Here is a 15,040-nt window from a genome sequence, read left to right as displayed (position 1 = left end):
GCTTCCTTGAAGGGGTGTCCGTCGGGAGGGCCCATGCACACCAGTTCCGACCGTGGCACCGCCGTCGGCCCGCGGCCCCGGGCCGTGGCCGATCCGTCGCCGCTCCAGTTGTTCGACCACGCCTGCCGCCTCCTTCTTCGGCGGGGTGCCTCGTTCACCGACTCCGTGGGCCACCGGATCCGCGCCGAAGTGCCGTACTACGCCGATCCGGTGCTCTCGCCGCCCGACCTCGATCAGTCCGTGGACACCGGCATCCGCCTGGCACTGGAGGCCGCCCTCGACCCGGGCCGCATCGTGGACATCGAGCGCTACACCCGTGAGCTCGGCAGACGCCGTGCCGAGGAGGGCCGCCCCCTCGACGAGGTGATGCACGCCTTCCGGGTCGCCGGCTCGGGGGTCTGGAGCGGGATCGTCGGTGTCGTGGAGCGGGACGGGCTCGGCGATCCCCGTCACCTCGTGCACGTGGCGGAGGTGGTGTGGAAGATGAACGACCGCGACGCCGTCCTGTTCGCCGACGCCTACCGCCAGGTCGCCAAGGGCGTGGCCAGCCGGCACGACGAGCGGGTGCGCCTGATCCTCGCCTCCGTCCTGGAGAGCCGTGGCGACCCCGCGTTCCTCCGGGACGCCGCGTCGATCCTCGATCTGCCGCCCGACGGACGCTTCGTCGTGGCGGAGCTGCGGGCCACGCCGCCCTTCGGGCGGGTACCCGACGCCGGTCCGGAGGTCCGCGGCATACGCGTGCTGCGTCACGTCGGCGCACAGCGCCAGGTGCTCGTCGCCCACCTCGGCGACCGCCCGGTCGACGCGCTCGTCTCCGCCCTCGACGCCGGACCCGGCCTGCGCATCGGCATCAGCCCCGTCGTCCACGGCCTGGAGAACCTCCCGCGGGCGCGGGACATGGCCGGACTCGCCCTCCGTACCTGCCGGGCGGACGGGGAGGTCGCCCGGCTCGACACGCGTCTGCCCGACGGTCTGCTGGTCTCACGCCCGGATCTGTCCGCCGAGCTCGCCCTGCGGGTGCTCCGGCCGCTGTACGACCTGGAGCCCGCCGACCGCGACATACTGATCGACACGCTCGGAGTGTGGATCGAGAAGGGCGGCTCCGCGGCCCAGGCGGCCCGGCACATGCTGTGCCACCGCAACACGGTGCTGAACCGGCTGCGCCGCTTCGAGCAGATCACGGGTCTCGAACTGTCCCGCCCCCGCGATCTCGTACGGCTCACGCTCGCCTTCGACACACTCCGGCTGCTCGGGCCGGAGGCCGTCCTCGGCTGCGGGGACGGCTGGGATTCCGCCCCGGAGGGCTGAGGCCGGACGGCGGTACGCCCTTCCCGCGGCCGGGCGCATGGGCATCTGCACAGCCGGTCACCCACGGCGTTGGGAGCACACAACGAGGTGCCCCGGGCGCATGGACCGACCCCGTCGGTACGTGCTCTGGTGAGCCCTCATCAGGGGCAATGCCGTCAGGGGCAATGCCCTCGCGCGCGCATCGCCCGGGCAGGGCGACCCGCCCGCGTCCCTGTCCGCCAGGAGAGCTCCATGGCCCATCCGCACACCCGGCCGCACACCCCTCGGTTCCGAGAAAGACCCCGGCCCCTCCGGCCGGGCAGGTCCTTCGCCCTCGTCAACGGCGTGACCTTCGTGGTCCATCTCCTGCTCGCCTGTGCCGCGAAGGACCTGATGGCCACCCCTGTCGTCGGTCAGGTCAGCCTCGGCGTCGTCGCCCTTCTCGCGCAGGGCTCGCTCCTGCTGTGGACGGCCGCGCGGTACGACCGCGCCGCCCACGAGGAGGCCGCGTACGCGCCGACGGAGGACGACTGATGCTCTCTCAGATCCTCCTCGCCGCAGGGGAACCCGGCACGCTCGACCTGGACGTGGACACCCGCTCCTGGGTGCTCGTCGGCTTCCTCACCTTCATCGTCCCGGTTCTGTTCTTCTGCGTGCTGGGCGGCCCCGAGCGGGACCGGGTCGACGACTTCTACACGGCGGGCCGCAGGCTGCGGCCCGCCCAGGGCGCCCTCGTCCTCACCGGCGTCTACCTCTCGGCCGCGACGGTGCTCGGCACGTCGGGAGCCGTCGCGCTCTTCGGCTTCGACGGCCTGCTCATCGCCCTGTGCACCGTGCTGTCGCTCGGCGTCCTGCTCCTGCTGTCCGGCCCGCTGCGGGAGCGCGGCGGCTACACCCTCGGCGACACGTTCGCCCTGCGGGCCCCGGGGCCCTCGGTCAGAATCGCCGTCGCCGCCGTCACGCTGAGCGCGTGCGTGCCGTATCTGATCGTTCAGCTCTCCGGCGCGGGCAGGACCACCGCCATGCTGCTCGGCCTGTCCGGTCCCGGCGCCGAGCAGACCGCCATCGTCATGATCGGCGCTCTCGTCGTCTGCGCCACGGCCTTCGGCGGGATGCGCGCGATGATCGCGATCCAGGTGGTCAAGACGGTGATCCTGCTCGCCATGGCCGTGGCCGTGGCGGCGGTGCTGCTCCACCGCTTCCACTGGAGCCCCGACTCCCTCATCGAGGCCGCCGGGCAGGGCAGTGGCCGGCCCGACGGCTACATGCGTCCGGGCCTGCGGTACGCCGCCGGCGGCCCGGTCGAGGGGACCCTCGACTTCCTCGGTCTGATGATCACCGTGGTCCTGGGCGTCGCGTGCATGCCCCATGTCGCCACCCAGCTCAACACCGCGCCCGACGCCCACGCGGCACGCCGTACGGTCCGCCACACCATCGCCCTCGTCGGCGCCATCTGTCTGCTCACCACCGTGCTGGGTCTCGGGGCCGCGGCGCTGATCGGCGCCGAGAAGGTCCTCGCCGCCGACCCCGCGGGCACCAGCAGCCTGCTGATGCTCACCGGCGAACTGGCGGGCGGCTCGTCGGCGCAGGCGGGCGAGGCGTGGCTGGTCGTCCTGGTCTCCTGCGCGGTGTTCCTCACCACGCTGGCGATCGTCGCGAGCGTGACGCTGGCGGCCGCGGCCTCGGTCGCCCACGACCTCGTCACCAACGTCGTCCGCCCCGGGCGCACGACCGAGGGCCGGGAGGTGGCCGCGGCCCGCCTCACCTCCGCCTTCGTCGGAGTGCTGAGCATCTGCCTCGCGGTGTGGGTGCAGGGCTGGAACATGGGCTTCCTGTCCACGATCTCCCTGGCGGTGGCGAGCTCCTGCCTGCTCCCGGCGCTGGTGTACTCCCTGTTCTGGCGCGGCTTCACGCGCAGGGGGCTGCTGTGGACGCTGTACGGAGGTCTCGGCTGCGCGCTCGGGCTCCAGGTCGTCAGCCCCGTGTTCTCCGGGAGCCCGGCGGCGCTGTTCCCCGAGTGGGACATCGCCTGGTTCCCGCTGCAGACGGTCGTCCTGGTGTCGCTGCCCGTCGCGTTCCTGCTCGGCTGGCTGGGGAGCGTCACGGGGCAGCGGCGGGCGGCCGCGTTGCCTGAGCGGCAGCCCGCCGGCGCCTGACGCACGGACGCGGCGGCCGGTGGAGCGTCCTCACTCGCCCCACCGGCCGCGTGCCGCGTTCAGCCCGCGGTGTTCAGCCCGCGGCGACGTCGTCGATACGCCGGCGCAGGCGCCGCATCCCGCGCAGCCACCGGTCGGTGTCCGCCGCGCGGAAGGCGTAGTGGTCGCGCACCTCCGCATGGGGAAGGATCAGGAAGCGACCGTCCTCGAGCCCCTTCATCACCTCGTCGGCCACGTCCTCCGGGTCGAGCACCGAGCCGCCGAGCACCTCCTTCGCAGCGGCGTCCGACTGCTCGTACATCTCGGTACGCACACCCAGGGGGCACACGACCTGGACCGTGACGCCCTTCTCGCCGTAATTGGCCGACAGCCACTCGGCGAAGGCCAGCGCACCGTGCTTGGACACGGAGTAGGGCGCCGATTCGAGGTGGGTGAGCAGACCGGCCGCCGAGACGGTGGCGATCAGCCGGCCGCGGCCGCGCTCCAGCCACGGTCCGATCAGATGGCGGGAGGCCCGGACATGGCCCATGACGTTGACCTGCCAGACGCGTTCCCACACCTCCTCCGGGGCGTGCTCCGAGCCGCCGGGTTCGATCCCGGCGTTCGCGCAGTACAGGTCGATCTCGCCGAGATGGTCACGCGCCGCGGATATCAGGGCGGCCACGCTCTCCTCGGCCCCCGCGTCGCCCGGTACGGCGAGCCCGCCGACCTCGTCGGCCACCCGGCCGGCGGCATCGGCGTCCAGGTCGTTGATCACGAGCCGGGCACCCTCGGCGGCGAAGCGCCGGGCGAGCGCCGCTCCGATGCCCGAGCCGGCTCCGGTGACGACGACCCCCGCACCCTTGAGCTCCATGGCTGCCATCGGGCTCACTCTCCTGCGACGGCGAGCACGAGCTTGCCGTGGTTCTCGCCGCGGAAGAGCTTGAGGAGGGTGTCCGGGAACGCGCGCACCCCTCCGTCCACCACGTCCTCCACGGACGTCAGGCTGCCCTCGGCGCGCCACTGGGCCAGCTGCCTGACGCCCTCGGCGTAGCGGTCGGCGTAGTCGAAGACGACCATGCCGGTCATGGTGGCCCGGTTCACCAGCAGCGACAGGTAGTTGCTCGGACCCTTGACCGGTTCGGTGTTGTTGTACTGGGAGATCGCGCCGCAGAGGACGATCCGGGCCCCGCGGGCGAGACGGGTCAGCACCGCGTCCAGGATGTCGCCGCCGACGTTGTCGAAGTAGACGTCCACGCCGTCGGGGGCGTGCTCGCGCAGGGCTTTGCGCACATCCTCCGAGCGGTAGTCGATCGCCGCGTCGAAGCCGAGGTCGTCGACCAGGGCACGGCACTTGCGCTCGCCACCGGCGATACCGATGACCCGGCAGCCCTTGATCCTGGCGATCTGGCCGACCACGCTGCCGACCGCTCCCGCCGCACCGGACACCACCACGGTCTGCCCGGCCTCGGGACGGCCGATGTCGAGCAGCCCGAAGTACGCCGTCATGCCGGACATGCCGAGCGTGCCGAGGTGCACCGGCAGGGGCGCGAGGTCCGGGTCGGCCGGGGTGACGCCCCTCCCGTCGGACAGGGAGTACTCCTGGACGCCGAAGGCGCCGGAGACATGGTCGCCGACCGCGAAGCGGGGGTGCCGGGAGGCGATGACCTCGCCGACCGCGCCCGCGCGCATGACCTCGCCGATGCCGACCGGCGCGATGTACGACTTGGCGTCGTTCATCCAGCCGCGCATCGCCGGGTCGATCGACAGGTACTTCACCCGGACCAGGAACTCACCCTCGCCGGGCTCGCCCACCGGCTCCTCGGTGTGCTCCCAGTCGCCGGGACGGGGCTGTCCCACGGGACGCGCGGCAAGGCGCACTTGACGGTTGACTCGGCTCATTTCCGCGGCTCCTCGGCTGGTCGGCGGTCGGTCGTCCGCGGACACAGTGGCATACCTACTGGTCGGTACGACCCCTCGCGAGGCTAAGCGCTCGCCCAGCCGGGAGGCAAGAGCCGCGGTGCACGACAGCGCGATCGGGCCACTTCGCGAGGGTCAGGCGGTACGCCAGACCCAGGCCAGGGCCGCCCCAGGGGTGAAACAGGAAAGGAAGGCGGCCGGACCGGCCGGTTGCCACGCGAGGGCGGTCGGCAGCAGCAGGAGCAGTCCGAGGACGAGGATCCCGAGGGCCGGAAGGTGGACGACGGGTCTGAACCTCCGTACGCGGGGCGTCATGTCCCAGTCGAGGGCCCCCTTCAGGATCGCCGCCGGCGGAACGGTCAGGACGAGTCCGAGGAGGAGATAGAAGTTGAGGCCGGCCAGGCCCGGCCGCTGGCGACGGCCGTCGGTCAGCACCGGCGAATCCGGGCGAGGGTCGCCCGGCGCGTAGTACAGCCGGATCGTCGCGCCCGCCTTCGGAGCGCTCCGGGTGGTCATCGCGCGCTTGGTCACCTCGCGGGGCCCGTCGTCGTAGGGGATGCGCAGGACGACGTCGGTCTGGTGGTAGACCGGCCCGTCCGAGTCGTCCTGCCTGCGGACCGGATCCCCGGCGAGCCGGACCACGGTCGCCGGATGCTCCCCCCATCCGGCCGCGTCCAGCCGAGCCGTCTCCCGTCCGTACTCCGGCGTGACCATGAACGCGACGGCGAGGGAGGCCAGGGTGGCCAGCGGCACCAGCAGGGCGACGAACCACACCAGCACGCGGCCGCCGTACTCGCCACCGTCGCCCGCGGTGTCGCGGAAGGGCCTGGTACTCGCGGGGCCGCGCCGCGGCCAGTAGGACTTCCGCCGAGGGGCCCGGCGCGAAGAGACGATCCAGGCGGCTGCGAAGAGCAGGGACAGTGCGGCCATCGCCGTCTCGGCGTACAGCGGCGGGTACGGCCCGACGCCCCACAGCACGCACCCGACCGCTCCGGCGGCGCTGAGCACCATGCCCCAACCGGTGACCCCGGTCCACACGCTCCGCCCGTACCGGTCCGTGCGTCTCCCTGCCGACCGCTTCATTCCCGCCCCCTGTTCGCGCGACTCGCGCATGGCAGGATAGATCGACTCCGCAGGACCGGGGCCTGTTCAGGGAGATGGGGCTTCTAGCCCTGCGTCGGGTTGCCCTGCAGCCTGCGGCGTTCTCGGCGGTCGGGGTGGCGGATGATCACTCCACCCATGCCGCCGGAGCCGGTGAGGCGGATCAGAGGGGTGCCCGGGAGGCGGTCGGGAGTGGTCTCGTTCCTCAGGCCGCCGCGGCCGGGATCCATGCCGCGGGTGTCGGCGGCCCAGCCGTCGGGGATGACGATCGTGACGCCGGACGTCTCCCCGTACGCCTCCACCACGACCTCCGTGAGGCGGCACTCGACGCGGGTGAAGTCGAGCTTCACACCCCCTACTCCTCCGTGCGCGATCACGCGCCCGGGCACCTCCCATCGTGCGGGGCCCCGAGAGGCGCCGTACATGCCGCCCTTGAGGACCAGAGGCGGCTGGGGTTCGGGGGAAGCCGGTCTCGGCAGGTCGGCGGTCAGGACTGCCAACTCGGCGTGTGTCCTGGCCTTCAGCGCCCGCCCCACGCGCGCATCCAGCTCGTCGAAGTCGATGCGTCCCTCGGCCGCCGCATCACGCAACTGCTCCACCACCGCATCCCGTTCGTCGTCGGAGGCGCGGAGCAAGTCCGAGGGAAGGGGGCAGCGAGAGGGCTTCGAAGGCTGGGCGGTCATGGTCGCCAGGATAGGCAGCGAGCCGACCCTGGCGACGTCGAGTTGTCCCTGAACTCTCCCGGATCTGTCCGTGATCCGTAACGGGCGCAGCCGCCGGCCGTCGGGCGTCGTCCTGACGAGTGGTCGCAAGGCGACCGGGAGCCGGTGAGGCGAACTGCGGGACGGACTGGGGGCGGACAATGGCGCGGCACGGTGCGGGGCGGAACTGGTACGGCAAGCTGGTCGGGGCGGCACTGGGGGTGACGCTCCTCGCCACCGGTGCCTCGGTGTGGGCCGCGCAGGCCGGTCCCGCGAACGACGCACCGCCGCAGGCGAGCAGGCCGGCCACGCCGAGCCAGGTCGTCAAGCCGGTCTCGGCGGTCATCGCGCACGCCTCGGAGGCCGGCGCGCGGGGCGTCAACATCACCATCGACGACGGCCCCGACCCCGTGTGGACCCCGCAAGTGCTCGACGTGCTGGAGGAGTACGGGGTGAAGGCCACGTTCTGCATGGTGGGGACGCAGGCGCAGGCCCACCCCGACCTCGTCAAGAAGGTCGTCGCCGCCGGACACCGGCTGTGCAACCACTCCGTCTCGCACGACACCACCATGGACAAGGCCTCCGAGGCCTACCAGAAGCAGCAGATCCTCGACGCCGAGCGCATGATCACCAAGGCGTCCGGAGGCGTCCGCCCCGTCTACTACCGGGCACCCGGCGGGGCCTTCACCCCCTACAGCCGCAAGCTGGCCGCCTCCCGCGGCATGCGCCCCCTCGGCTGGAACGTCGACACCAAGGACTTCGAACGCCCCGGCGCCGACGCCATCGTCGCCACCGTCGAGCGCGAACTCCCCAACGGGCCCACGCTCCTCTTCCACGACGCCGGCGGCGACCGCGCCCAGACCGTCCAGGCCCTGCGCCGGATCCTCCCCCGGCTCAAGGAACAGGGCTACACCTGCGGCTACCCCGTCCGCTGAACCCTCGGCTCCGCCCACCAGCCGTTTGCAGCCGTACACAGACCCCGCCCCGCCTTCTCTCGAACTCTCCCTCGCGCACCCTTCGTGATCACACCAATTCGCGCCGTGTCAGCAAAAGTTGAGGGTGTGCTAATTGAAACCCGCTTATAGGTCACGATCTGGTCACGACGTTTCCGGATTGGGCTGGACCAGTCACCGGTGACGCGCGTAACTCCCTTTATCTATAAGCGAATTGACGTGTCATCAAATCGAGAGACTTCGTGACCGGACGGCCCGCACGGGGCCGTATCCCATTTGCCTGAATGCTTCGCAAAAGCGATCTGGCAGGCTGCGCGCACCGTTCCCTGACCAAGGAAGAGGTGCAGACATGTCCGGAAGACGAAGACTCAGGAAGCCCCAGCGCCGCAGACCCCGCCGGCTCATACTCGCCACGGCGGCCGTCGCCGCGATGGCGGTGATGGGATCCGTCGCGTACGAGACGTGGGGATCCGGACCGGGGGAGAACCGTCCGCAGCCGCTGGCCCAGGGGGAGCCCGCCGCGGCCGCGGAGCCGGCGAAGGAGCCGGAGCGCGAGAAGCAGCCCGAGCCGCTGAAGCAGGTACCGAAGAGCGAGCCCGAGCGGGGCCTCGTCTACAAGGGGTTGGCCGCCGCGCCCGAGGGCGACCGGTGCGCGGGGGTGTACCGCACGGCCGCCGGCGCCTGCACGCACGGCCCCGACGCCCCGCCCAAGGGCGTCGACATCAAGAAGGACATCCCGCCGGCGGTCCCGGCGACCGCACCCGCGGACGACCCCACCAAGTCCGGCAGCGGGCGCGGCGGTTCCGCCACCGGCGGCCTCCCGACCTCCGCGGCGGGCGCGCTCGACGCCGCCGCGTCCGGCGGCGCCGCACAGAAGGCCCCGGCCGAGAACCCGTCCGGATCGGCCGCCCAGGCCCCGGCGGCAGGACCCGCCGGGCAGACCGTGCAGTGCGACGGCGACGGCAGCACCGGGAACCGCGTGCAGGTCGTGTACGTCCACGGACCGGGTCGCGACCGGTACGCGCAGTACGTCGCGTCGTTCCGCAAGTGGGCGGCCGACGCCGACCTCATCTACTCCGAGAGCGCCAAGGACACCGGCGGCGTCCGGCACATCCGCTACGTCACGGCCGCCGACTGCACGCCCACCGTGCTCAACATCGAGCTCCCCGACTCCGCCCTCGCGGAGTTCAGCGCCACCAACAGGGCGCTCGCGGCCAAGGGCCTCGACCGCCGCGACCGCAAGTACATGATCTTCGCCGACACCCAGGTGTACTGCGGCATCGGCACCTTCGCCGGGGACGAGCGCCCCGGGCAGAACAACCTCAGCAACTTCGGCCCCTCGTACGGCCGTACGGACTCCGGCTGCTGGGGCGGCCACACCGCGGCGCACGAACTCGGGCACAACCTGGGCGCGGTGAACAACAGCGCGCCCAACACCAGCCGCGGCGCCCACTGCACGGACGAGTGGGACGTGATGTGCTACTCGGACAGCCCGTACTACCCGCGGATGCGCACCGTCTGCCAGGACCAGAACTACGAGAACCGGCTGGACTGCAACCACGACGACTACTTCCACACCAACCCCAAGCCGGGCAGCTACCTGGCCACGCACTGGAACATCGCCGACAACCAGTTCCTGACGCGTGGCGGCGGCGGCACGAATCCGGACCCGGGGCCGTCCCCGAAGCCGACGCCCACGCCGACGCCGTCGCCCACCGGCGGGACCGACACCACGCCCACGGTCACCGTCGGGCAGATCGCCGCCGACTCCGCCGTCGCCACCTGGAAGCCGGTCGCCGGCGCGGCCTGGTACCAGGTCTTCCTCGACGGGCGGGCCGTCGGCTGGGTTCAGACGAACAGCGTCCGTCTCTACAACCTGAAGGCCGCCACGAGTTACACCGTGGCCGTCTCCGCCCGTGACGCCTCCGGGCGGGACGGCGCCCGGAGCAGGGCGACCTCGTTCCGCACCGTGGGCGGCGGGGGCGGGGGCACGACTCCCCCGCCCGGCACCCGCCAGCTGTTCGTCAACGGGGCCACCGGCGCGGCCGCGGAGATCTGGGGCGGACGCAGCGCGGACAACACCGTGCTGGTCGGCTCGCAGCGCAACGGCTACGCCCAGCAGCAGTGGTACGTCGACGCGGCCGGCAACGGTCTCAGCCGTATCCGTTCCGCCGTCTCCGGCAAGTGCCTCCAGGTGGGCGGCGCCCCGAGCGCCGGCATGTGGGTGGCGCAGCAGCCCTGCCGGGACGTCGCCTCCCAGCAGTGGCGGATCACGGCGGCCGGCAACGGCCGCGGCATGACCATCGCCTCCGGCACCAGCCGTTACGTCCTCGGCGTCAGCAACCGCCCGTACTACGGGTCCTGGCTGATCGAGCTGCAGAACGCGACGGGCGCTCCGGCCCAGACCTGGACGGTCCAGAAGGCGTCCTGAGCCGCCGATCCCGACGGCCGGCGGGCTCCGTCCCGCCGGCCGTCCCCATGCCCCACCACCCGAGCCACCCGTAGCCCTCCTGCGTTGGAGTACATCCTCATGCGCCGAACGCTTTCCGCCGCCGTCGCCACCGCCCTGGCGGGGGCGGCCCTTTCCCTGGCCCTCGCCGACGGAACCGCCCACGCCCACGGCGACACCCTGAAGGTGGAGATCACCGGGCACGACTTCGGCAAGGTGCGCGCGAACGTCGTCTGGGAGAACGACGACGACCCCGTCGAGGGACGCGTCGCCGCCTCGGTCAACGCCCGCAGCGCCGACGGCCGGACCGCGGGCCCGTGGAAACTGGTCCGCGAACCGTCGTCGGCCTCCGGCTGGACCACCTCCGAGGCGCTGCCGCCCGGCCGGTGGACGATCGTCGTGGAGGCCGGATACCCGGCACTCGGCCGCGACGAGGAGGAGATCACGGTCTCCCCCGGCACCCCCGCGTCACCGACCACGGCCCCGCTCCCGACCACGGCCCCCACGCCCCGGTCGACCGCCGCATCGCCGGCGACGGCCGCGTCGCCAACCGCCTCCGGCACGAAGCCCACCGCCGCACCCGAACCGCGGTCCTGGCCGTGGCTGATCGCGGGCGGCTGCGTGCTCGCGGCCGTCGCCGGGACCGTCACCGTCCTGCGCGCACGCGGCCGGCGTGCCGGCGCGGGCCGCTGAGGACCGCGGCCGCCCGTCAGCCGCTCCAGTAACGGGCCAGCGCACCCTCCCGGTACGGGGCCGGGGTGACGCTCAGTTCGCCGGAGAAGGGGCGGTCGAGGACGACGACGAGGAGGAGGCTGAAGCCGATCAGCGCGGCGACCGAGGCCACGAAGAGGAGCTGGATGCGCAGGCGGCGCATGCCGTACAGGAAGGTGAGCGGGATGAGGACCAGTGCGCCGCCGAACGCCAGGATCTGGAGCAGGGCCGGGAGTTGCTGTTCGGCCATCGTGAGGCGGGCGCGGCGCTGGGCGGTGACGTCGTTGAGCCGGGCGACGGCCTCCTCGTAGAAGACCTGCTCGCGGACGGTCTTCGGCTCGTACGCCTGCAGGACGTCGTACGCGGCCAGGAGCCGTTCCTCGGTGGCCCCGTAGGCCGGGGCGCCCGCGCGCATCCGCGGCCACTGCTGTTCGACGACCGCGTGGACGTAGCCGCTGAGCGCGTCGTCCAGGCGGGCGCGCACCGGGGGCGGGAAGGCAGCGGCGTCGCGGGCGATCAGGGCGACGTCGGTGGCCTCGGCGGCCACCACGGTCTGGGTGTTCTCCAGCTGCGTCCAGAGGGTGACGATGACGAACGCCAGGATGATCCCGTAGATCGCGCCGAACATGCCCAGCGCGACGCCCACCATCTCGTTGTGCTCGCCGCCGGCCAGCGACGGGTAGCGGCGACGGGCCAGCACGCTGCCGGCCAGGGCCAGGGCGACCGTTCCGCCGACGGTGATCAGGGCCAGGGTGAAGGTGCTGACATTGTTGAGCAGCCAGAGGGACATGTGCGGGGAGTCTAGGGACGGCACAGGGCCCGATCGCGCCGTCCGTGCCCGTACGGCTTCATGATCACCGGGTTGTGTGGGGTGGGGAACACCCGGTCGTCAACACACCGGTTCCGCGCCGCTCACCCGGTCCGTACCCGCTGTCGGCTCACTCAGCCCGCGACCCACTCCGTCGCCTCGGCGCACTGCGCCAGCGGGAAGACCTTGACCTCGCCCGGGCTCATCCAGCCGAAGAAGGCGGTGGCGTGCGTCATCCACTCGATGTCCGTCACCAGCGCGATGCGCTTCCAGGCACGCAGATGCTCGACCCCGACCTTGAGGTCCTCCCACAGCGCCCCGCCGCTCATGCCGTCGAAGGACGGTACGACGAGCAGGAAGCGCACGTCGCCGGCGCGGGCGGCCTCGGTGAGGGCCGGGATGACCGTCCTGCGATAGTCCACGGCGGCGATCTCGCCGGTCGCCTGGAATCCGACGACGCCCTCGGGCATGCCGTCCAGCTTCGTGATCACGGGGTCTCCTCGGCGCGCGCGGCGACTCGTACGTCTTCGAGGCTTCCCACAATCGCCCCGCCCCGCAGGCCGGGGCCCACCGAACGAGTGAGGCGGAGGGGCGAAAGGCGCGGAAATGAGAAAGGGCAAGGTGCTCATGCACTCCTTGCCACTCTCAAGGTATAGCGCACCGGGGGGCTTGCGGCAAGGCCCCCGTGGTGGCGCACAATCGCTCGCCTGAGCCGGAAGCCGGGGATTGGGAGATTTACGTCTTGCGTTCATCCATGTCTGTTGTCGCATCGTGCGAGTCCACGCCCGCGTCCGAGTCCACGCCCGCATCCGAGTCCGCGTCCGCATCCGCCTTCCTGCTGCCCGCGCAGCTCTCCGCCAAGGCGGATCCCGCGCTCATCGGCGACGACGAGAAGCACTTCGCGGCCGTCGCGGAGTGCGTCGAGGAGTCGGTCGCCGAACTGACCGACCGGCTCGCCGAGCTGCGCAGGGCGCCGGGCGGCGTCGGGCGGGAGGCCCTGGAGCGGGACAGCGAGATCCATCGGCTGACCGCGCGGCTGCGCACCCTGCGGCGGTTCGGCCTCGACCTGTGCCTCGGGCGGATCGTCGGCGCGGACGGCGCCGAGCCCGCGTACATCGGACGGCTCGGGCTGACCGACCGCACCGGGCGCCGGCTGCTGCTCGACTGGCGCTCCCCCGCGGCCGAACCGTTCTTCGCCGCGACCCACGCCGACCCGATGGGCCTGGCGAGCCGGCGCCGCTACCGCTGGAGCGGCGGCCGGATCGGCGACTACTGGGACGAGGTCTTCACCGCCGACGCGCTCGAAGGTCATGCCGCTCTCGACGACCAGTCCGCGTTCATCGCGAGCCTCGGCGGCGAGCGCTCGGAGCGGATGCGGGACGTCCTCGCGACCATCCAGGCCGACCAGGACGCGATCATCCGCGCCGGTTCGCGCGGCGCGCTGGTCGTGGACGGCGGTCCGGGCACCGGCAAGACGGTCGTCGCGCTGCACCGTACGGCGCACCTGCTGTACTCCGACCCGCGCCTCGGCCACCGGCGCGGCGGGGTGCTGTTCGTCGGCCCGCACCAGCCGTACCTCGCGTACGTCTCCGACGTGCTGCCGAGTCTCGGCGAGGAGGGCGTGCTGACCTGCACCGTGCGGGACCTCGTCGCCGAGGGCGCGACCGCCGGGACGGAGCGGGATCCGGAGACGGCGCGGCTCAAGTCGTCCGCGGAGATGGTGCGTTCGGTCGAGCTGGCCGTCCGGTTCTACGAGGAGCCGCCGACGGAGACGCTGACCGTCTCGACGTCCTGGGCCGATCTCCGGGTGACCGCCGACGACTGGGCGGAGGCCTTCGAGTCCGTGGAGGGGACGCCGCACAACGAGGCGCGCGACCGCATCCGGGAGGAACTCGTCGCGATCCTGCTGGACCGGCTGGGCGACGACGAGGTGCCGGAGGACGCCTTCCGGCGGGAGGTGCTGCTCGACGAGGAGCTGACCGGGGCGCTGGACCGGGCCTGGCCGCTGCTCGATCCGGCCGACCTGGTCGGTGACCTGTGGTCCGTACCCGCGTATCTGCGGCTGTGCGCGCCGTGGCTCGGCCCGGACCAGGTGCGGCGGCTGCAGCGCGCCGACGCGCCCCGGGCCTGGACGGTCTCCGACCTGCCGCTGCTCGACGCGGCGCGGCGGCGGCTGGGCGATCCGGAGGCGTCACTGCGGCAGCGGCGGCGCGAGGCCGCGGTGTCGGCGGAGCGCGCCCGCATGGCGCGGGTCATCGACGACATCGTCGCGTCGGACGCCGACGGCGAGGGCGCGGTGACGATGCTGCTCGGCCAGGACCTGCAGGAGACGCTGGTCGACGGGGCGGCGCTGCCGGGTGCGGACCGGGAGCCGCTCGTCGGGCCGTTCGCGCACATCGTGGTGGACGAGGCGCAGGAACTGACGGACGCGGAGTGGCAGATGCTGCTGCAGCGGTGCCCGTCGCGGAGCTTCACGATCGTCGGGGACCGGGCGCAGACGCGGCACGGGTTCGCGGAGTCGTGGCGGGAGCGGCTCGAGCGGGTCGGTCTCGACCGGATCGAGGTGGCGTCGCTGAGCATCAACTACCGCACGCCGGAAGAGGTCATGGCGGAGGCGGAGCCGGCGATCCGTGCGGCGCTGCCGGACGCGAACGTCCCGACGTCGGTGCGGAGCAGTGGCGTTCCGGTGGTCCACGGGTCGGTCGCGGATCTGGAGTCGGTGCTCGACGAGTGGCTCGCCGAGCACGCGGAGGGCGTCGCCTGCGTGATCGGCGACCCCGGGTACCGGCCGCGGTCGGAGCGGGTGCGGTCGCTGACCCCGGGGCTGTCGAAGGGCCTGGAGTTCGACCTGGTGGTGCTGGTGGATCCGGAGCGGTTCGGCACGGGGGTCGCGGGCGCGGTGGACCGGTACGTGGCGATGACGCGGGCGACGCAGCGGCTGGTGATCCTCAGGAGTACCTGAGGGCCTTCGGTCG

13 protein-coding genes are annotated in these 15,040 nt (G+C 72.5%); 7 read left to right on the top strand and 6 right to left on the bottom strand.

Annotated features, from left to right (window positions below; genetic code table 11):
* The first annotated feature begins 33 nt into the window (after positions 1 to 33).
* The 3 genes from ABZO31_RS26595 to ABZO31_RS26585 all read left to right on the top strand — a co-directional run bounded on the left by ABZO31_RS26595 (position 34) and on the right by ABZO31_RS26585 (position 3,443).
* Positions 34 to 1,308, top strand: a complete 1,275-nt coding sequence (locus ABZO31_RS26595; RefSeq protein WP_406863816.1) for a PucR family transcriptional regulator — start codon at positions 34 to 36, stop codon at positions 1,306 to 1,308.
* Positions 1,309 to 1,539: 231 nt separating this feature from the next.
* Positions 1,540 to 1,821: a hypothetical protein gene (locus tag ABZO31_RS26590; protein WP_406863815.1), complete on the top strand. Its 282-nt coding sequence runs from the start codon at positions 1,540 to 1,542 to the stop codon at positions 1,819 to 1,821.
* A complete protein-coding gene (locus ABZO31_RS26585; RefSeq protein WP_406863814.1) occupies positions 1,821 to 3,443 on the top strand; it encodes a cation acetate symporter in 1,623 nt (540 codons plus the stop codon). Before ABZO31_RS26590 ends, ABZO31_RS26585 begins: the two co-directional genes overlap by 1 nt.
* A gap of 73 nt (positions 3,444 to 3,516) precedes the next feature.
* Here the strand turns inward: ABZO31_RS26585 and ABZO31_RS26580 are convergent, their stop codons facing one another.
* The 4 genes from ABZO31_RS26580 to ABZO31_RS26565 all read right to left on the bottom strand — a co-directional run bounded on the left by ABZO31_RS26580 (position 3,517) and on the right by ABZO31_RS26565 (position 7,126).
* Positions 3,517 to 4,305, bottom strand: a complete 789-nt coding sequence (locus tag ABZO31_RS26580; RefSeq protein ID WP_406863813.1) for an SDR family oxidoreductase — start codon at positions 4,303 to 4,305, stop codon at positions 3,517 to 3,519.
* Between the two features lie 5 nt (positions 4,306 to 4,310).
* Positions 4,311 to 5,324, bottom strand: coding sequence for an NADP-dependent oxidoreductase (locus ABZO31_RS26575; RefSeq protein ID WP_406863812.1), 1,014 nt, complete (start codon positions 5,322 to 5,324; stop codon positions 4,311 to 4,313).
* Between the two features lie 153 nt (positions 5,325 to 5,477).
* Positions 5,478 to 6,353, bottom strand: coding sequence for a hypothetical protein (locus ABZO31_RS26570; protein ID WP_406863811.1), 876 nt, complete (start codon positions 6,351 to 6,353; stop codon positions 5,478 to 5,480).
* A gap of 155 nt (positions 6,354 to 6,508) precedes the next feature.
* Positions 6,509 to 7,126, bottom strand: a complete 618-nt coding sequence (locus tag ABZO31_RS26565) for a DUF1707 SHOCT-like domain-containing protein (protein ID WP_406863810.1) — start codon at positions 7,124 to 7,126, stop codon at positions 6,509 to 6,511.
* A gap of 179 nt (positions 7,127 to 7,305) precedes the next feature.
* Here ABZO31_RS26565 and ABZO31_RS26560 point away from each other — a divergent pair, with 179 nt between their 5' ends.
* The 3 genes from ABZO31_RS26560 to ABZO31_RS26550 all read left to right on the top strand — a co-directional run bounded on the left by ABZO31_RS26560 (position 7,306) and on the right by ABZO31_RS26550 (position 11,239).
* Positions 7,306 to 8,079, top strand: coding sequence for a polysaccharide deacetylase family protein (locus ABZO31_RS26560; protein ID WP_406863809.1), 774 nt, complete (start codon positions 7,306 to 7,308; stop codon positions 8,077 to 8,079).
* 367 nt (positions 8,080 to 8,446) lie between these two features.
* Positions 8,447 to 10,528, top strand: coding sequence for an RICIN domain-containing protein (locus ABZO31_RS26555; RefSeq protein ID WP_406863808.1), 2,082 nt, complete (start codon positions 8,447 to 8,449; stop codon positions 10,526 to 10,528).
* A 99-nt stretch (positions 10,529 to 10,627) separates the two neighbouring features.
* A complete protein-coding gene (locus ABZO31_RS26550; RefSeq protein ID WP_406863807.1) occupies positions 10,628 to 11,239 on the top strand; it encodes a hypothetical protein in 612 nt (203 codons plus the stop codon).
* Between the two features lie 16 nt (positions 11,240 to 11,255).
* Here ABZO31_RS26550 and ABZO31_RS26545 read toward each other — a convergent pair whose 3' ends face one another.
* Positions 11,256 to 12,047 carry a DUF4239 domain-containing protein gene (locus ABZO31_RS26545; protein WP_406863806.1) on the bottom strand — a complete coding sequence of 264 codons (792 nt, stop codon included), beginning with the start codon at positions 12,045 to 12,047 and terminating at the stop codon, positions 11,256 to 11,258.
* A gap of 152 nt (positions 12,048 to 12,199) precedes the next feature.
* Positions 12,200 to 12,556: an STAS/SEC14 domain-containing protein gene (locus ABZO31_RS26540; protein WP_406863805.1), complete on the bottom strand. Its 357-nt coding sequence runs from the start codon at positions 12,554 to 12,556 to the stop codon at positions 12,200 to 12,202.
* 263 nt (positions 12,557 to 12,819) lie between these two features.
* Here ABZO31_RS26540 and helR point away from each other — a divergent pair, with 263 nt between their 5' ends.
* The gene (gene helR / locus ABZO31_RS26535; protein WP_406863804.1) at positions 12,820 to 15,027 is read left to right on the top strand and encodes an RNA polymerase recycling motor ATPase HelR; all 2,208 of its coding nucleotides are present in this window, start codon (positions 12,820 to 12,822) and stop codon (positions 15,025 to 15,027) included.
* Positions 15,028 to 15,040: the final 13 nt, after the last annotated feature.

Origin of the sequence: Streptomyces solicamelliae (assembly GCF_045348655.1) — a bacterium.
Taxonomy (GTDB): Bacteria; Actinomycetota; Actinomycetes; order Streptomycetales; family Streptomycetaceae; genus Streptomyces; species Streptomyces solicamelliae.
The sequence above is the reverse complement of the archived record's forward strand: the minus strand, read 5'-3'. Positions and strand labels throughout refer to the sequence as shown.